This window comes from Aquimarina aggregata, from assembly GCF_001632745.1.
Classification (GTDB): domain Bacteria; phylum Bacteroidota; class Bacteroidia; order Flavobacteriales; family Flavobacteriaceae; genus Aquimarina; species Aquimarina aggregata.
The window spans coordinates 297,643-317,692 of sequence record NZ_LQRT01000060.1; the positions used below are offsets into that span (position 1 = coordinate 297,643).

General features: G+C 31.5%; 14 protein-coding genes. 4 read left to right on the forward strand and 10 right to left on the reverse strand.

Annotated elements, in window-relative coordinates; genetic code table 11:
* The first annotated feature begins 68 nt into the window (after positions 1–68).
* Together AWE51_RS25855 and AWE51_RS26805 are read left to right on the forward strand one after the other, a co-directional pair.
* On the forward strand, positions 69–1,001 hold the full coding sequence (locus AWE51_RS25855) for an SMP-30/gluconolactonase/LRE family protein (RefSeq protein WP_066320303.1): 933 nt from the start codon (positions 69–71) through the stop codon (positions 999–1,001).
* A gap of 98 nt (positions 1,002–1,099) precedes the next feature.
* The gene (locus AWE51_RS26805) at positions 1,100–1,270 is read left to right on the forward strand and encodes a hypothetical protein (protein WP_157766237.1); all 171 of its coding nucleotides are present in this window, start codon (positions 1,100–1,102) and stop codon (positions 1,268–1,270) included.
* 204 nt (positions 1,271–1,474) lie between these two features.
* Here AWE51_RS26805 and AWE51_RS25860 read toward each other — a convergent pair whose 3' ends face one another.
* From AWE51_RS25860 to AWE51_RS25900, 10 genes are all read right to left on the reverse strand, one after another.
* Positions 1,475–2,665 (reverse strand): serine hydrolase domain-containing protein, encoded by a 1,191-nt coding sequence (locus tag AWE51_RS25860; RefSeq protein WP_066320306.1) that lies wholly within the window; start codon positions 2,663–2,665, stop codon positions 1,475–1,477.
* An 87-nt stretch (positions 2,666–2,752) separates the two neighbouring features.
* Positions 2,753–3,598: a helix-turn-helix domain-containing protein gene (locus AWE51_RS25865; RefSeq protein ID WP_066320309.1), complete on the reverse strand. Its 846-nt coding sequence runs from the start codon at positions 3,596–3,598 to the stop codon at positions 2,753–2,755.
* Between the two features lie 466 nt (positions 3,599–4,064).
* Positions 4,065–4,397: a hypothetical protein gene (locus AWE51_RS25870; RefSeq protein WP_066320311.1), complete on the reverse strand. Its 333-nt coding sequence runs from the start codon at positions 4,395–4,397 to the stop codon at positions 4,065–4,067.
* A gap of 230 nt (positions 4,398–4,627) precedes the next feature.
* Positions 4,628–7,975 (reverse strand): transcription-repair coupling factor, encoded by a 3,348-nt coding sequence (gene mfd / locus AWE51_RS25875; protein ID WP_066320313.1) that lies wholly within the window; start codon positions 7,973–7,975, stop codon positions 4,628–4,630.
* 80 nt (positions 7,976–8,055) lie between these two features.
* Positions 8,056–8,337 (reverse strand): hypothetical protein, encoded by a 282-nt coding sequence (locus AWE51_RS25880; RefSeq protein WP_066320316.1) that lies wholly within the window; start codon positions 8,335–8,337, stop codon positions 8,056–8,058.
* A gap of 92 nt (positions 8,338–8,429) precedes the next feature.
* Positions 8,430–8,951 carry an RNase A-like domain-containing protein gene (locus tag AWE51_RS25885; protein ID WP_066320319.1) on the reverse strand — a complete coding sequence of 174 codons (522 nt, stop codon included), beginning with the start codon at positions 8,949–8,951 and terminating at the stop codon, positions 8,430–8,432.
* A 152-nt stretch (positions 8,952–9,103) separates the two neighbouring features.
* Complete coding sequence (locus tag AWE51_RS25890) at positions 9,104–10,255, reverse strand: aminotransferase class V-fold PLP-dependent enzyme (RefSeq protein ID WP_066320320.1); 1,152 nt, start codon at positions 10,253–10,255, stop codon at positions 9,104–9,106.
* Between the two features lie 198 nt (positions 10,256–10,453).
* Entirely contained in the window at positions 10,454–12,181 is a 1,728-nt protein-coding gene (locus AWE51_RS25895) for an AraC family transcriptional regulator (RefSeq protein ID WP_066320323.1), read from the reverse strand.
* A gap of 234 nt (positions 12,182–12,415) precedes the next feature.
* Complete coding sequence (locus AWE51_RS26810) at positions 12,416–12,583, reverse strand: class I lanthipeptide (RefSeq protein ID WP_157766238.1); 168 nt, start codon at positions 12,581–12,583, stop codon at positions 12,416–12,418.
* A 120-nt stretch (positions 12,584–12,703) separates the two neighbouring features.
* Positions 12,704–14,419, reverse strand: coding sequence for a helix-turn-helix domain-containing protein (locus AWE51_RS25900; RefSeq protein WP_157766239.1), 1,716 nt, complete (start codon positions 14,417–14,419; stop codon positions 12,704–12,706).
* 468 nt (positions 14,420–14,887) lie between these two features.
* Between AWE51_RS25900 and AWE51_RS25905 the strand changes: the two genes are divergently transcribed.
* Both AWE51_RS25905 and AWE51_RS25910 read left to right on the forward strand, forming a co-directional pair.
* The gene (locus AWE51_RS25905; protein ID WP_066320327.1) at positions 14,888–15,406 is read left to right on the forward strand and encodes a hypothetical protein; all 519 of its coding nucleotides are present in this window, start codon (positions 14,888–14,890) and stop codon (positions 15,404–15,406) included.
* A 176-nt stretch (positions 15,407–15,582) separates the two neighbouring features.
* On the forward strand, positions 15,583–20,016 hold the full coding sequence (locus AWE51_RS25910; protein ID WP_066320329.1) for an RHS repeat domain-containing protein: 4,434 nt from the start codon (positions 15,583–15,585) through the stop codon (positions 20,014–20,016).
* Positions 20,017–20,050 lie beyond the last annotated feature (34 nt).

A 20,050-nucleotide genomic window follows, 5' to 3' on the forward strand; every position in this document is an offset into this window, starting at 1 on the left:
TATATCCAAGCTGTCGATTTTTGTGATAGTCTAAGTTAGTTTCGAGCTTAACTTAAAAATCACTTATCATGAAAACATGTATTAAAAACAGTAGTGCGAAAACAATTCTTTTTTTCGCTGTAATGGGGTTGTCGATTATAGTTTCTTCTTGTTATGGAGATGGTTTTGATCCAGAACTCGAAGTAGAAACAGTTGTCACAGATTTTGCCGGAAATGACGCTGTTAGTGTCGATAAATTTGGGAATGTTTATGTTTCTGAATTTGGTCAGTTTGTCGGGGCGAATGGAAACGGAACAAGAGTGTTTAAAGTGTCTAAAAGTGGTGATGTCACAGAGTTTGCATCAGGTCTAACAGGTCCTTTAGGAAATGCAATTGATGCACAAGGTAATCTTTACGTTGTTAATGGAAGCGGAGACGGAGCAGGAGACATTCTGAAAATCACACCAGACGGATCTCAAACTGTTTTAGCAACTATTAATGGATTTCCTTCTGGTTTAACATTAGATCATCATAAAAATATTTATGTATCAAATTTTGGCACACCAACAGTTCATAGAATTACACCTCAAGGAGAAGTGACTGTATATGCGTCAGATCCTAGATTAGCAGGTGGAGTAGGAGTTGATTTTGATCGTAAAGGAAATCTTATCGTCGGTAATTTTGCAACTGCAGATATCTTGTCCATCAACCCAGAAGGAATTGTTACACTAATTACTACTATTCCTAATGCCGTAGTTAATGGTTTTGGAATTGGCTATATAACCGTTGTCGGTAATTCTGTTTTTGCGACTGGTATTGGCGTAAATAAAATATTTAGGGTTACTCTAGATGGTCAGGTAGAAGAATTTGCTGGTAATGGCAATGCCGCGGTGGTAGATGGTCTTATTAACGAAGCGTCTTTTAATGGACCGAATGGGATAACTGCAGATAAATATGGTAAGGTACTTTATATTTCAGAATTTGGAGGAACAGGTGCTCTAAGAAAAATAAAGCTAAGATAGTAGGTATTTATTATTTAATAATCTGACATTTAGCGTGTTGTAGTAAAATCAATTTGATATCTTTAAATAGGTAAATTTTAATCTTAAAACCAGTTATTATGTTACAAACAATTTTAAATCATCAAGGAGTTAAGCAACTAGACAAAAATCAACAACAAATTATCAATGGTGGTGGGGGACTAAATTCATTTTGTCACTCTGGTGATGATTGCGATTATCCCTATATCTGTGCTGGATGTATATGCAGACCTGTTGGAGGTCCAGTATAGGTTTAAAAGAAAACAATAAGGCAAATTCTTACGAAAACAGGATCAGAATGTTTGCATTCTGATCCTGTTTGATTTTATATTGAATCCCTATTGGATTTTATGTAGAATATTAAGTGTCAAAATATTAAATCCTGCTATTGAAGAATTGTTTTGATTAAATTCGTTATGATAATGATTATAAATACAATTAAGGTTTTCATGTGGTTAGGATTTAGATAAAAATAGCTTTACAAAAGTATAAGCGTGATTAAACAAATCAGATGCAGAACCACTTTTGTTCATAAGTAAAGAAATAGATAAATCGTATTCTGGAAATAATATAAACACAGAGGTTGCTCCGTATGCAACACCGGCATGATGTAGTATTTGGACATCACGTTTATCATTAAAAATAGATTGAATAGTGTCATTACGCCATCCAATAGCATAATTTTGCTTATTCACCTTTCCGTTGGTTAAGATAATAGGTTGTATTAATGAGGTTACAATAGTATCATTTAGTATTTTCTTGTTTAAAAAAGCGTTACCTAAAGTTACCAGATCACTTGGTGTTGCAATAAATCCTCCACCAGCCCATTTATTACTGTTGTTGACCTTGAAAACTTCTTTGTATTGATTGTTCTCGACTTCGTAGAACTTAGATAAATTTTTTGGATTAGTAGATGGTTTTTCTGTTTCAATATGAATCTTTAAGGGATCAAATACATCAGTTTTCATAAAATCTGGGAATTCCTTTTTTGTAACACTTTCAATCATTGCACTTAACAAGGTGTAATTATAAGAACTATAGCTAAAATCAGAACCGGGAGTAAATAGTAATTTATCTCCATTAAATACTTCGATACTGTTTTTTGCGGTTTGATATTCCTTGGTGTTGTAATATTCCCAGATCGGAAAACATAAACAAGTCCCGTAATTACGAATTCCTGAAGTATGCGAAGCCAATTGTTTTACCGTAATTTCTGAAAGATTAGCACTACTATAAGGAATAATTTCTTTGACTTTAGTGGTGAAATCTAGTTTGTTATTCTGAATTAGAACACCTAATCCGATCGAAGTTACAGCCTTAGAAGTACTACCTATTCTGAATTTTGTGTGTATGTTAGCTTTTATTGATTTTTCAATGTCTTGATAACCAATAGCGTTAGACCATATAATTTTGTCATTTTGACCAATAGCAACAGAGAAAGCTGGTGTCTTAAGTTGGTTAAAAATGCTTGTAAGTAGATGATCTGCTTCTTTTAAAATTGAATCTTTATGTTGTTTAACTGGCCGTAATTGATTGGTTTGAGGATATGGAGACCACCCAGTATTGTAAACTAGGATAGGTTCAAAAAGATAAAAGCAAGTTGGTAGTACTATGATTATTATTAGAATTATGATTGTCTTTTTCATTTTCTATGTTTAAAATTAGGCATAAGTTTTCCCTCTTTATTGAAGAATTACTCAATAAATGTCCTGAAGTATTTCGTGTTGAGTTGCTTATGAATTCTGATTCATTTCTGTTTGCTTTTCTTTAAGCATTTCAGAAACTTTGTAAAGCAGGATGATTTCTAAAATTATTGTTGGTGTAAGTACAAACATTCCTAGAAATGATAATACAATAGTGACTAGTAAACTATAGGTAACGATTTCAAAAATGCCGGTAACAGTTGCAATTGTTCCTAATCCATTTTTTAAGCGTAGTACAGATATTCCAAATAATATCCCGATGATACCAAAAGTAACAGCTTCTGCACCCATTAAAACTTCAGTGTCAAATGTTCCAAAATAAAGAGATAAAATATCATAGGCATAAAATATACAATTGATAAAAACAACAATAAAAGCGGTGATACGAAGCAAATAATTTTTAAAGATTTTTCCTGTAAGAATAAATCCACGAGTAAACAATAGAACAGATGTAAGGATGACCAATTTTAGAAGGATGTAAACAATGTTGTTAATGATCATTTCATCTTGAGCATACCTAAGATAATCTATGGCAAACTCTCCAAATCCAAGTAAGAAGTAGACGATACCACTAATCCATGCAATAGAAAGTTGTCGAGTAAGAAAATTAGCGTTCTTTTGGTCATCAATTTCAAGTAAAAATAGTTTTTTAAACTCTTTTGTAGCAGTAGAACTTTCTGTTTGAATTTTTTCTAAATCATAATCTAAGGCCGATAAAATTGTCTTTACAGTATAGCTCCTGGGCATTACCTCTCCAGCTTCAATACGTTGTATAGTACGAACACTAATGTTACATTGTTCTACAAGTTCTTCTTGTGTAAGTCCTTTTGACTTTCTGAGTTCAGATATTTTTAAACCTAATGCTGGCTGTTTCATGATTCTTAAGTTTTTAGTTGTATTCTGGTGATCACTAGAACTTGGTTTCATTTTCTTCAGCAATATTAAATTATAACATTAGTTTGTCAAATATTTTAGCTTGTCTTTGACCCGCCATTTACCCGCCAATTGGGATATAGGTAGAAGTTTCAAAGCTTTTGGGTTTTTATTTTGAATTCGAAATATAGGAATTATTCTATTGGGATGAGGTATTGATTATTTAAGAAATTAATTTTTATCAATACTTTGTTATGTGTTTTTTAAGCACTTTTAAGATTAGATCTTGAAGATAGTATTCTGATTAATACATGTATGTTTCGGGGAAAAATATTGTTTTTTGCAAGCTAGATAGTCTACATTAGTTTTAATTAATGCGTCTTAGTTTAAATTGTTAAGTAATTACAGATTGATCACTTTATTTTGAATGGTATGAGCAAACTTTAAGGTTTTAAAAAATCCTTTTCCTTTAGGCTCTTATTGTTAATGTCTTTAGATATCCTTTAACCTCAATGAACATAGCTTCTTTACTATTCATGTCATCAATATTGTTACAATAATGATATCCAAAAGAATAATTCATAGAAAATTCTTCTATATCGATCAATTCAGGGTTGTTCTTGTAGTTCTCTATTTCTTCAATAAACCTTCTTCTTAAGTTGGCATAATTTATTGCATAAAGTTTATCGTTATTTAGATCATCGATAAATTGATTCACTGTATTGTTTATTTTTTTAATCTGCTTCCAGGTTCCTTTTAAAAAACTAAATTCTTCTCTTCTATTCATAATTTTGTTGGTCATATTGTTAGAATTATGATTAAAATTAAAAATATATACTCCATTATATAGTGTTTGACGGTAAAACACCTAAAAACTATCGTTAAAATACGATTTTTTATCGATGAATGGTTTTTTAAAAGTTTAAAGTCTAATTTCAATACCTTTAAAACAAGAAAAAGAAAGATTGTTCTTACAAAATTAACAGGTGCCACTAATTAGACAGTGGTCTTGTATAAGATATATTCAATTTACTAATTCTCAAGCTTTAGCGGTTGTAAAACCTTTAATGCTTTGTCAACAGATTTTATGTGTTCAAAAGTTAGTAATAAGCGTAACCCATTTCTGGTTTGTTTTTCTTTCATTTTACAAACACCAGGATTCTTTTGTACAAATTGAAGTACTAAAGAGAACGCAGGAGTCTGGTAAAAACCAGATTGTTGATCACTAATAAAATATCCAATTAATTTGTTTTGTTTCAGAATTACTTTTTCCAAGCCTATGCCGGTTGCAATCCATTTTATTCTAACAGAATTTAATAAATCTAACGCTTGGTCTGGTAGTTCGCCAAAGCGATCAATTAATCGTGATTCATAGTTTTGCAAGGCTTCTTCATCTTTTATTCCGTTAAGTTCGGTATAAAGATTTAATCGTTCTGTAATATTGTTAATGTAATCATCGGGAAACAACAGTTCAAAATCGGTATCAATTTGGGTATCTTTTAGATATACTTTTTCTTTGGCTTCATCTTCATAAAGTTCGGCAAACTCATTTTCTTTAAGTTCTTCTATAGCTTCATTTAGAATTTTCTGATAGGTATCAAATCCAATTTCATTAATAAAACCACTTTGTTCACCACCCAACAAATCTCCTGCACCTCGTATCTCAAGATCTTTCATAGCGATGTTAAATCCACTTCCAAGTTCAGAAAATTGCTCTAGAGCAGTAATACGCTTGCGTGCATCTTCTGTCATAGCAGAATAAGGAGGCGTGATAAAATAACAGAATGCTTTTTTATTGCTCCTACCCACACGACCTCGCATTTGATGCAAATCAGAAAGCCCAAAATTATTGGCATTATTAATAAAAATAGTATTAGCATTTGGCACGTCTAAGCCACTCTCCACAATAGTAGTAGAAATTAAAACATCAAATTCACCATTCATAAAAGAAAGCATTAAACTTTCTAATTTTTTTCCTTCCATTTGTCCATGTCCAATACCTACTTTAGCATCAGGAACAAGACGTTGTACCATACCTGCTACTTCTTTTATATTTTCAATTCTATTATGAATAAAATATACTTGTCCACCACGTTGTATTTCATAGCTAATGGCATCTCTAATAGTTTCTTCGTTAAATCGTATCACATTGGTTTCTATTGGATATCGATTAGGAGGTGGTGTAGTGATTGTTGATAAATCACGGGCTGCCATTAAACTAAATTGCAATGTACGAGGGATAGGGGTGGCGGTTAATGTTAGTGTATCTACATTTTCTTTAATCGTTTTAAGCTTGTCTTTTACAGATACCCCAAATTTTTGTTCTTCATCGATCACCAATAATCCAAGATCTTTAAATTTTACACTTTTATTGACCAGTTGATGCGTACCAATAATAATATCAACTTTTCCTGATGCCAATTCTTCTAATGTTTCTCTTTTTTGTTTAGCTGTACGGAAACGGTTTACATAATCTACTGTTACCGGGAAATCTTTAAGACGTTCTCTAAATGTTTTTGCATGTTGAAAAGCAAGAATTGTAGTAGGAACAAGAATAGCGACTTGTTTACCATTATCAACGGCCTTAAATGCAGCTCGTATAGCAACTTCTGTCTTACCAAATCCAACATCTCCACATATCAAGCGATCCATCGGACGTTCACTTTCCATATCCGCTTTTACAGCTTCTGTGGCGGTACTTTGATCGGGAGTGTCTTCATAGATAAAAGAAGCCTCAAGTTCATGTTGTAAATAGCTATCAGGGTTATACTGAAACCCTTTTTGTAACTTTCGCTTTGCATATAGCTGAATGAGGTTAAACGCTATATGTTTTACACGAGCTTTGGTTTTTTGTTTAAGAGTTTTCCAAGCTTTTGAACCTAACTTATAAATTTGAGGAGGTTTACCATCCTTACCGTTATACTTAGAAATTTTATGCAGAGAATGAATGCTCAGGTATAGTACATCCCTTTCTCCGTAAATTAATTTTATAGCCTCTTGCTTTTTACCTTCAACATCTATTTTTTGCAGGCCTCCAAATTTTCCTATTCCATGATCTATGTGGGTAACATAATCACCAACCTCAAGATTTGTAAGCTCTTTAAGGGTAATAGCTTGTTTTTTGGCGTATCCATTTTTTAGATTGAACTTGTGATAACGCTCAAATATCTGATGGTCGGTATAACAGGCAATCTTTTGATTGTGATCTATAAAACCTTGAAAAGCAGAAAAAACAATAGTTTCATATTGTTTTACATCAAGATCGGCATCATCAAAAATATCATGAAAACGTTTTGCTTGCTGCTCACTCACACAGAAGATATAATTCTTATATCCATTTTCATGATTTTCATTTAGATTTTGAATCAGTAAATCAAACTGTTTATTAAACGATGGTTGAGGCTTAGTGTCAAATTTTATAGCATAATCTGCTTTGGTAAAAGGTCGGTCTCCAATTTCTACTAATGTAAACTCTAATAATTGTTTTTTAATAAGTTCTGAAGTGGCAAAAAGTTCGTTTGGTTTGCCATGTTTTATATCTTCTGATAATGTTTTGAAAGCCACCTCGGCTTTTTCAAAATTTTTATCAATTCTAGCAGAAAGTAAATCAATATCCTTGGCAAGAACTACCGTTTTTGAAGCAATATATTTTAAAAAACTCTCTCGAGTTTCTTGCATGGCTTTATTTTCGACATTTGGAATTACCGTAATTTTTTTAATTTGATCTGTAGATAATTGAGTTTCTACATCAAATGTTCTTATACTATCGACTTCGTCTCCAAAAAACTCGATTCGATAAGGTTTGTCATTACTAAAAGAAAAAACGTCTACAATCCCACCACGTACCGAAAATTCTCCTGGTTCTGTTACAAAATCTACTCTTTGAAATTGATATTCAAATAAAACTTCATTTATAAAATCAAGAGATAAGGTGTCATTTACGCTTATTTTTAGTGTGTTTTTTTCCAGTTCCTTTCGGGTAACTACTTTTTCGAATAGAGCATCGGGATAGGTAACGATTAAAGCTGGTTTTTTGCGAGAATTAATTCGGTTAAGAACTTCTGCTCTAAGTAGTACATTAGCATTATCGGTTTCTTCTATTTGATATGGTCTACGATAACTACCGGGATAGAACAAAACATTTTTGTCACCCAGTAATTGTTCAAGATCATTTAGATAATATGCTGCCTCTTCTTTATCGTTAAAAATGCATAAAAAGGGTTGCTCACTAGTTTCAAAAATGGCAGTAATTGCAAAAGAAAGAGAAGATCCTAGTAGGCCTTGTAAATGTACTTTTGCTTCAGATTGGGCAATAGCTTTTCCCAGTTTCTGTACTTGCAGAGACTGTGAAATGGTTTGCGAGATTAAAGTAGTGCTCACTAAGCGGGTATTTTAGCACAAATATAATATTTTAAGTATTTTATAGAATGTTATATAAGCGTAAAATTCTAAAGAGTTTTTCAAGATAATTCGTTAGTAAAACTTTGAGCTATGCTTTTAACCCATGAGATAGTTTCATCATCGTCTCTAAAATATTTATTGGCTTCGATACCTATTTCAGCTAAAATACTAGTGTCCTCAATAATAATATTTAATTCTTTTTGAGTTTGGTTGATGATATCAAATGGGTTTTCAGAAAAAAAACTTTTTACCACTTCTTGATCATTCAGATTATCGAGATCTGCACTTGAGAAATATCCGGTAAGAAATTGAAACAAAAAGGGGTACTTTACTTCTAACATACTTTATTATTCAGTTTAAAAACCCTCAAATCCAAATATATTAAATTCAATTTTTAGATACGAGGGTTTTTGGTTTTTGATGCATTAAAATATTAATTTGGGTATGATGTCAATACATAATATCCATTTGGAGCACTTGATCTTTTTTGTAAGATCACTCTAAATTTTCTTGAAGGATTTGGATTATTTTGCCCTCTCCTTAATACAACACCTATATTTCTTCTATGTGTATAGCTTAATGTAAGTCTGGAACCACCGCCACTTAACCAATTATTAATTCGAACCCTATTTGTGTTAATAGCATTTACGATTACTTGTCCAGCTTGGTTTAACTCATAGTATGTACTGGCGGCACTAATTGAACTTGTATTTAATCTATTGCGAAGGTATGCTGTGGACTTTCCTACATGTCGCTCGATAGTATGACCACCTAAACTTTCTTGTTGTCTTAAAAAGGTTGAATTCTTTGAAGGGGATAGGTTTTCTTCTTTATCTAGCTGTTCTATAGATACGACCGTACTGTCATCGTTTTTTTCGCAAGAAGAAAAAGAAGATATGATCACTAATCCTAAAACAAATAGTTTTAAGAAGTAATTGATTTTTGGAAATTTCATGAGTTCGATTTTAAGATTAAAATAAACTCTGGCCGGAGTTGAACTTTGTTTCAACTAAAATATAGTATAAATAACTATACAAGATAACCAAAGGATTAGGCTTTGGTTATGGTAAAGTTAAATACGCAAGGATGATAAAGAGAATTTCTATTTTATAATATGCTTTTAAAGCATTTTAATAATTGATCAAAATCAGCTTCAGAGTTATACACATTCGGAGAGATACGCATGGCGTTTCCTCTAAAAGACACAATAATGTTTTCTTGTTTTAACTTTGTTTTTAATTTATCTACATCTAGATGTTCAGGAAAATAAACCCCAAGAAGATGATGTGCCCTATGGAGATCATTTTCTATAAAGCATCCAAGATCTCTAAGCTCATTAACTGCGTGGGCAGAGATTTTTGTACAATAGTCTTGTATGTTTTTAGGCTGCCATTGGATTAATTGGTCAATGGCCTTTATCATCATAGGAGTAAGTACAAAATTACTTGCTTCACCTACAGCATATCGCGCTGCTTTTTCATGATAACGATCCTCATATTTAGTGAGTCCTGTAAAATCTTGACTGTTGTAACGATTCATCCAATTATGCTCGATAGGTGTACCATTATTAAAAGCATCACTATAGTAGGCCATTCCAATAGAATATGGACCAAGTAACCATTTGTAACCTCCACAAATTAATACATCTGGTTCAATTTCTTGTATAGAAAACGGAAATGCACCTACACTTTGTGTGCCATCTATGACAAGCATTGCGTTAGACTGTGTAGCTTTTTCTCGTATAGTTTTTAAATCAAACAAAGTACCATCTGCCCAATGCACTTGTGCCAAAGCAATAACAGCTGTTTTTTGTGTTATGGCAGCGAGTATATTTTGATTCCATTTTGGCCCTCGGTTTTCAAAAGTTTGAGGAGGTTTAATGATTTTTATAGTAGCTTCTTTTTTCTTGGCAACCTCTTGCCAGATATATACATTGCTAGGAAATTGTTCATCGACCAGTAGTATTTCATCTCCTTTTTGGATAGGAACATTATTGGCAGCATTTGCAATACCATAGGATACCGAAGGTATACTCACTACATTTCTGTAATCTGGAGCATGAATTAAAGTGGCAAAACGCTGTTTTAAAATCTCTTTGTCAGTAAAAAAATCATCAGGTAAAATTGTATTAGGTTGCCCTTTTCGAGCTACAGATTCTAACCCAGCTTTGGTTACAGATTTTAATTGTGGAGCCATATATGCTCCGTTTAAATAGGTAATATTTTCAGAAAGGTCAAAGAGGTGTTTTTGATTTTGCATGTATACTTCTTAATTTGAAGTCTAAAATTAGAATTTCTATAGCGTATGCAAAAGTGTTTATGAAAATATTAGGAATACAAGGTTGTTTTAATTTCATTTAAGCTATTTTAAAGGTAGTGATCCTATGCTATAATATAAACAAGAGTTATCCTTTAATAGTTTTCTATACTTTACTATATAAACCTTCACCCGTAAAAATTATTTTATTTGTTTTTCTAATTCTTTTATAAAATAGGATGGATAAATTCCGTTCTGGTTGTAAAAGGTTTTTGAAAAAACTTCTGCCGTATTAAATCCCATTTCTTGGGCAATAGCCTTTATAGTATAGTTTCTGAATTTAGGTTCTGTTTTTAACTTCACTATAGATTGATTTATTCTTAAATCATTGATATAATGCTTAAAGGATTTTTCTTTATATGTATTAATGATTTTGGATAAATAGTTCGAATTGGTTTTAAACTTCTTTGCTAGAGAAGTTAATGATATCTCTTGTTGCGTAAACCCTAATTCATTTTCAAAAATTTTCAATTTGTTAAGAATCTCTTTTACAACTTCATCAGGTATAGTAAGTTTTGCCTTTTCCTGCTGCAATGCTGTTTTTGTGTCACCTTTTTTAGGAACATCTTTTTTATGGTAAAGTTCTTCAAATCGTCGTTTATATTGTTTTTGACGTCTTCTATTAATTAACCATAAGATAGATAACAAAAAACTAACAATTCCTAATATGCTAATAATCGTGTAGGATGTTTTTTTCCCAGTTTTTAAACTATCGATAATTTTTTGTTTTTCTGAAAGTAATCTTGGAGTATCATAGTTTTGTACAACTCCCTTTATTAAATACCTATAATTAGTGTGCAGTATGCTATCAACAGTAATTAATTGCTGGATATATTTTAATTGATTATCCTTATCACCTAATTTTTTGTAATAATTGATTAAGATTTCATAATTTTCGCGATTATTGGGCATAATCTCAGCTATGTTCTGAAATATTTCATCAACTTTAATATGTGCATTAATAGCTTCTTTTTCTTCGCCCAATGCATCCAAGGTTTTTCCGAAAAAAAAGTAAGCCATAGAAAGATTGGCTTCATCTCCATTCAATTTAAACTCTTTAATAGCGTTTGATAAACTATCTTTGGCTGTTGTGAAATTCTTTTTATCAAATAGATTAATACCTTCATTTAGTGTAAAGTAATGTCTAAAATCTTCATCTTTAAAAGTTATAGATTCTGTATATCCAAGAACATTAATATACGTTGCCGAATCTAGCTTCTTATTTAAGTTATAAGCATCTGATAGTGCAAATAATGTTCTTAAATAGTCTCTTGATTTTTCCTTTTTACATTTTGAAAAATACTGATAACATTGTCTAAGTTCTTTTAATGCCGTTTGATGTTCACCTATTCTACTTTTTAAGATGCCCATACTTTTTTTACTAGCATAAAACAAATGAGTATTTCCGGACTCTTTTGCTTTTTCATTGGTTTTAAGGTATAAGTCAATAGCTTTTTTAAAATTCCCTCTATTGTATGCTATTTTAGCCTTATAAAAATAAGCTGATGCTGGATAAAGTTTTGTGTTTAAATTTTTTGCATATAGAATCATACTGTCTATATATTTGTCTTTAATTTTTTCATCTTGAGTAACAATTGAAAAATAAAAGAATCCATTAGCTATTTTGATAGTGTCATTATCAATTTTTGCCTTATAAAGATATGATTGTGCATACGGGATTGCTTTTAAAGAGTCCTTGAAATTTCCGTATACTAATTTTCTTAAATACGAATACTCTTTTGTTGATAAGCTGTCAGAGGAAGTTTGAAAGGCAAAAAGAGTTAGGCTATTAAATAAGAGAAATATGGGGAGAAATGAAGTGAAAAAGAGTTTTATATTTTTTTGAAAAAATGCAATAGCACACGACATTTATAAGAAATTTTTACTTTTCAAATTTACAGATTTAAAGAGGAAAAACCAATTTTGATTTTCTTGTTGTATTAGTTGTTAGTCTCTATGAATATTCCAAAATTATCATAAAATTAGACTTTCTATAACGTATGTAAAAGTGTTTGTGAAAATATTGGGAATAGGTAACTCTTTTAAGTTTTATAAAAAAGCCTTGGTCATCATCACCAAGGCTTTTTTTGAAATTTAAAGTGATTAACACTCATGTTGTTCTGAAACTAAAGTACCTGTAACACATTCACCAATTGGATACGATTTTAAACAGCCTTTGCTACCACCTTGGATTTGAGTTGTTTGAATATGATTTAATTTTACAATTGTAGCTTTTTTTAGAGAAATAGTGTTTAGATTTTTCCTTTTCATTTTTTCTGTATATAAGTTTAATTGAAGCTAATATATATTATATATATTAGAAATAGTAAATCTATTGTTTAAAATTTATGTCTCTATTACTTATGATATTACGATACTTTTAGCTAAGTATTAGTCTATCTTCCGTATAAATTCAGATGGGTATTTTCCTGTTTTTTTATAAAAAGCATTAGAGAAGGATTGCACACTATTAAAGCCTACGTCTTTGGCTATTGATTTTATAGCATATAATCTAAATTTACGGTCAGTCTTTATTTTTTTTATAGCGTATTCTATTCTTAGATCATTCAGATACTTCGCAAAATTTTTCTTTTTATGAGTATTAATAATTTTAGATAAGTATGTGGAGTTGGTTTTAAAGCTTTTAGCCACTTTTGCCATCGTTAAATTACTATCTAAGAATGCTTCCGAATTTTCAAATTTTTCTAGTTTTTGAATAATATTATTGGTTACTTTTGTATCTATCTCTAGTTCTTTTCCTTTTTTTATTTTTTTATTTTTGATGTTTTCTAGTCTTTTGTTAAACCCTTTTTGATCCTGTAATCTTTTCCTTTTGTAAAAGAAGTAGTAGAATAAGGTTATCATAAATATCGACAGAACTCCTATCAAAAAAGAATTGTATTTTGTCTTTTGATTTTGATTTTGAACATCTTTAATCAACAGATCTTTTTCTTTAATAAGTTGTGCTGTATCATAATTTCTAACGATATCAACATTTAGTCTTTTGTTATTTTTATTAGTAACACTGTCATATTGAATAAGCTTTTGCATTAATCGTAGCTGATTATCTTTATCATCTATCTTTTTATAATGATCAATTAGTGTGGTATATGCATCTCTAATACTTGCAGAATAATTTGACATTTCTGTCATAGAATCTACTTTTTTAAAATAAACAAAAGCTTTGCTTTCTCTGTTTAGTGCCATATTACTCTTACCAAGCCATAAATATGATTTCACCTTGCTTGCATAAATACTGTTCGGTCCTAGTAACTTTTCAGCTTTAGTTAAACTATCAATTGCACTTTGATAATCTTTTCTTAAATAACTATTTATCCCATAATTAATTAATGCTTCTTTATAATAATATTGAGGTTTCTTAGCAAGACTAGTTTTAATGGTCTTTTTGATATAAATTAGTCCTGAATCTACATTTTTTAAATCATTAAAAGTGCTAGATATTTTAAATAATGTAGTTACATAATGAGGGCGAAACTTAACAAGAGTATCTTGAGTTTTGATAAATTTTAAGTTGTCTAAGTAGGTTTCTAATGCTTTTCTATCTTCTCCTAGTGTATGTCTTAACAAGGCAATATTATGCTTTAAAGCAATAATGTTTTCAGCATCATCGTCTAACTCTGCAGATCTGAGTGCTAATAAATATGAGTCTAAAGCCTTGCTATATTGATGCTTAGAAAAACAGATTAGACCTTTGAATAGATAACCTCTTGTTGGGTACTTTTTATAACGCTTATTTTTAGTGAGGTCTATAATAGAATCAGCATATTTAACAGATGTGTCCAAATCACCAATAGTGATTTGACATAACATATGATAACCGTTAGCGATTTCAAAAGTATTACTTTCCTTTTTTGCTTTTCGTAAATAAGCATAAGAATATGTTGTTACTAATAATGAATCACTTCGATTTGCATTAAAACGATTCTCTAACTCTTTATATGTTTTGTTTTGTAGGGAATCAGGAGTTTTTTTACTCTGAATTAGATTATCTTTTAGTTTAATTGATGCGTAATGTCTGTTATACGTATGGGAGGTTGTCAATGTGTAGAAAACCAAAACCTGGAATAGCGTTATTAAATTACTCATTTTATGTCTTAGTAGCAACCTCATGAATTATTACATTTTTCTTTAAGTCAAACTTTTAATTATTGTTTGAACAATTAAATTTATTTGGATAATTCGTGATTTTCAACCTTAGATTTTTGCCCTAATTTAATTCGGGAGCTAATATACAATTCAAAAATCAGATAAAAATCAAGACCCCTTTATTTATAATGTATTAACCTCCTATTTTGTTACGATTAATTTATGAATTTTGGATGTAAAATTTATAAATCTGTATCTGTTCTAATTGCATATGACCTAGTGTTCTTTATACTTTTGGAGTATTACCTATGCCAATCAACACTTCAAAAAAATTATAAAATTTCATTTTTAATATGAATTAGAAATAACACATGTTTTGTTCTTTTTAGATAAATAATATAGATAGACAGAACTCTTGAATGTCTATAAATGATCAAGAGACATACAAATGATTAATTACTCAAACCCATGAAAAAATTCATTTTAGTGTTGTCTGTTTTGTTTATTATTTCATGCAACAAAGAAGAAAATTCTGAAGAACTTTTAATTCAACAAGAAGAGTTTGTGAGTGTATCAGAAAATGTAGATGCTTTACGACGTTTAGCTTTAGATTTTAAAGCTACAGCCGATGGAAGAAACGGTATTGAATTGGATGAAAAAAGTAAACTTAGATTAAGAAAACTTGCCGATGTGATGTTATCTGATGTTAAGATAAGAGAAGCAAGTGTAGCTAGTAAATGTATTTATGGAGCATCTCTTTGTGATGGGCCCTATGAAGATTGTATTTGGTGGGCGGCTTCTTGGGATAATCTATTGCGAAAATGTAATGGGCCGGTGGCAGATAGACCATTTAATTGTGATCAAATACGAGAAGATTATCTGGCTAATATAGATGAAATTGAAGCTACTTATATACGATGTACAAATTCTTTTAATAGTTGTATTAGTAATGCATGTGGAGGTGGGGGACCACAAGGTCCACTATAAAATCAAATAAGTAGAATCCTCTATATTTTATATAGGGGATTCTTAAAATATTATATCATTTATTAAAAAATAATTACTTAAATCATTACGCACTAGTCAAAATAAGTCAGTCAGCTTTCAGCGTTAAGAAAGTTTGATTACAGAAAGCATTATGCAATTCTAATTTTAATCACTTTATGAAATATTTTATTACGCTATTAACTCTGGTTTTTCTGGGGTTATCAGTTTTTGCACAAGAGGGGCAAGAATTGTCACAACCTCCACAAATTTTTCCTGTTTCGCCGGAAGCAGCAAGTTTAGGAAAATATGGAGAAATCCCTGTAAACCTTTCTACAGGTAAAATTAATCATACCATCCCATTACATACTATTAATGAATCAGGATTTAGTTTACCTATTTCATTATCCTATAATTATTCGGGATTGATGGTAGATGAGATATCTGGGGCTTTAGGTTTAGGTTGGGATTTTTCGGGAAAAGGTATGATTACTCGGCAAATTCGTGGTAAGGCAGATGAATCGCAATTTGGATATATAGGGCCTAACGAAATAGGAAAGAAAGTGTATAAATACCAAACCAGTATTCATGAAATGACAATTGATGAAACCGGTGATCTATTAAAAGAATCTGCTTCAGGCCGATGGGATACCGAATCGGATAAGTATATGATCAATATAGGCTCTTTATCGGCAACTTTTTACTTCAATCATGAAGGACAAGCCATATTTGCGCCCTATAAAAATTATAAACTTACTAGATTGCCTAATGATGGTGGTTTTGAACTTATTGATGATTTAGGAATCAAATATTATTTTATAAGTAAAGAGACTTCTCAGCAAGAAGTAATTGATAATGTAGGCTCTCCTATTACATTCTATACTTCTGCTTGGGTTATAGATCGTATTGAACTTCTAAATAACAAACAAATTACTTTTGAATATATCAATTATCACACAGCGCAAAATATATATTCAGATTCATGGGCTAAATATGATCTTTTTTCTGCTGACTATAGTTTATGTGATAATTATAGAAATCTTGATGGCGTATCTAAAACGTCAACATTTAATGAAACCTTTGGCTTAATGGTTTCTAGAATCAATACTCCGTCAGAAGTTATAAACTTTGACTATACGGTTTTAGATCCATTACATGTTACATTCGGGCAAAACCCAGTATCCTTGGATGCTATCAGAATAACTAATACGGTTGGACAAGAAATAATGGGTTATACTTTTACATATGATACTGAAAATGTAAAAAGAAAATTACTCACCAATATAGACAGAGGAAAAAGTAATACTAGTAAAAAAGAGAATTTTTATAGGTTTGGGTATTATGGAAACATTCCTTCTGATATTGCCTATTACAAACAGGATTATTGGGGATATTATAATGGAAATAATAATAATACAGGAAGTCTGATTTCCAAAAATTCAAATCGAGCTCCAGATTTTAATAGTACTAGATTAGGTGCATTAAAGAAAATCTATTATCCCACACAAGGTTATTCAGAATTTACCTATGAACAAAATCAGGTATATGGAAAAATAGATACAGGAGAAATTGGTGCGGAAGATCGTTTGGATACTCCAATAAACATAAATATTACTTCGGATAGTTATGAGGGATCCGATTTTATTTTAGAAACCATACCTGTAATATTTACACCAAAAGAAAGCCCAGGAGGAGAGACATATATTTCACTTTCATACGATCTTAGTACTTCGGCACCAGGGGCGACAGTATCAGTTCAATTAAAAAGGACTGATGGAAGCTCTATAGCCAACTGTACTGGATCAGGAGGTTTATGTAATTACCTATATGATATAAAAGACGGAGAGCAATCTCCTAACACTCCTAAGGTATTTGAAAATACATTACTACGAGTAGAGCCAGGAGAGTACAAAATTGAAGTTTATTTTGAAAGAAATGGGGATGTAGCAAACCCAGAAACCGCTGCGAGAGCAGTAGTTAATGTGAATTTAAGATACTATTCAGGTAATCCACCACCAGATCCGGAGATTACTAACATTTCTTTAGGAGGAATTCGAATTAAAGAGGTTAACTCTTGTGGAGAACAGGGAGATTGTATTACAAAACGATACTCTTATCTTGAAGAAGATATGGTAAAGTCAACGGGGATTAATCTTTCTAGACCCAAATATGTGACCAATGAATCTCATCATTACCCTCAACTTACTAGACCTCCTTTTATACCAAAAATGGATTGTTATTTAACAAGAGTCTTTTCGACTAGTATGCTTCCATTAAGTACATATATCGGTAGTCCAGTATTATATACCTCTGTAGAAGAGCAACTAGTTGGTGCTTCTGGTGAAGTCTTAAAAACAAGATATCATTTTTCGGGAGAAACAGATTTGACACAAAGTTTCCCTTATGCTCCTACAGATAAAAAAAATTGGCGAAAGGGATTAACATTACAACAAGAAACCTTCGTTAAAAAAGGAGCTTCTTATGAAATGAATACAAAAACCACAAATGTCTATGGTCCTCTAGAAGATAATAATGGAACTGCGGTTGATTTTAATTCTTACAACTTAAAAGTAGGTAAAGTAAAGTTTGACTATGTTTATATTATTGGAAATCCAACGGATCCAGCATATAGAATTGCAGAAGTCGATTATATAAATAATCCAAATGTTTTCAAAGCAACTAGATATACCAATCACTCAGAGGTGTATCCTATATTTTCTTCAACACAAGAAGAAATACATCATAATAAAACAATTACCCAAAATAATGCCTATACATACGATAACCCTTATGGGCAACTTAAGACCCAGACCACTACAGATAGTGATGGGAGTGCAATAGCCACAACCTATACGTATCCTTATGATAAAGGTGGTACGGTAAATAATCTTTTGGTAGTTCAAAATAGAATTACGACTCCCATAGAAACAAAAACAACAAAAAATGCTACTGTTTTAGGAACTCAGGTTACCGAATTTAAAGATTGGGGTAACGGAATTATTCTTCCTGAGATAACTAAAATCGCTAAAGGGACTAAAACTCTAGAACCACGTCTTATATATCATAAGTATGATTCTCAGTGGAATCCGCTAGAGGTTTCTCAAGAAAGTGGTAGCCACATGATGTACATCTGGGGATATCATAATACCCTACCTATTGTAAAAATAAATAATGCCAGTTATACAGGAATACCCGCTACTGTAATAACTTTGATCAATCAATTAAAAACAACATCAGATACCGAAAATTCAGAAGCAAAAGAGAATACCATGCGTAATCTTTTTAAAGCGTTAAGAGATCATTCCTATTTTGCAAATGCGCAAGTAAGTGGATATACCTATGACCCTTTAATAGGAGTCACAAGCATGACGAATCCAAAAGGAGAAACCGTGTATTATCAATATGACGATTTAAATCGATTGCAGTATATATTGGATAGGGATGGACATATTGTACAAAAAACAAACTACAATTATGCAAATCAGCAGACCAATCAATATGGGGCATTTAATATTGATATAACCTCTCCTGGTTTAGTAACACCTAATAAACCTATTACATTCACAGCAAGTTTTGCTGGTGGTGCCGGTCAGTTCTTATACACTTGGAAAGTAAATGGAGTTCAGGAGCAATGTGATATCAGTCCTTCATTTATTAAAACGTTTTCTAGCGAGGGGGAGTATACTATTTCTGTATTGGCATATGATACGCAAACCAAAAGATCTGTGAGCAAAATACTTGTAGTATCCGTAAAATATCCTCCTTTGGCCACCCCAACAATAAGTGATCCATACCCTGATATTATTGAAGGAACGCAGGTGACCTATACAGCTTCTAATATTATTGGAGGATCAGGTAACTTACGATATGAATGGTACCTAAATGGGGTGAAACAGAGTACTACTACGACCAGTTATACACATAATTTTCCGGCCAACAGGACCTATACTGTTTATTTCAAGGTAATTGATAATGAAAGTGGAGAATCTGTAAATAGTAACCAAAGAACAATGCGTGTATACAATCCTTTGATTGGTCATGTAATTAGTGGTAAACCACATATTGTAAAGGGTACTACCGTGTCTTTTAGTGGAACAGGATTTGCTGGAGGATCAGGTCAACGTCGATATGAATGGTTTATTAATGGTACTAAACAAAGTGCCACAGGAACAGGGATGTCATATCGTTTTACAAGTACAGGCACTTATACTGTAAAACTAAGAGTGATCGATACCAAAGTACAGCCTACACATTATAGAGATACTGATTATGTAGTTAAATCGTATAATCCTATGGTAATTAATGTAACTCCTGGTAATGCATCTCTTAATAATTCTACACCTAGTGTACGATTTAATATCACTAGTGTTACTGGTGGTTCAGGATACTATACCCGAACTCAATGGAAATTATGGAGATTAAGTAACCCATCCTGGACGCGTAATGTAGGTAGTGGATCTAGTTATACGGTGGGAGTTACTGAAAACGGAGAATACGAATTAAGTGTTACCTATACCGATACACGTACAGGTCAAATCGTATTAAAAACAATGCCAATAATTGTCAATAAGTCCTCTGGGGACGGAGATGGACCGATTGGAGATCAACATTAATCCCATAAATAATAATTAAGATGATAAAAAATAA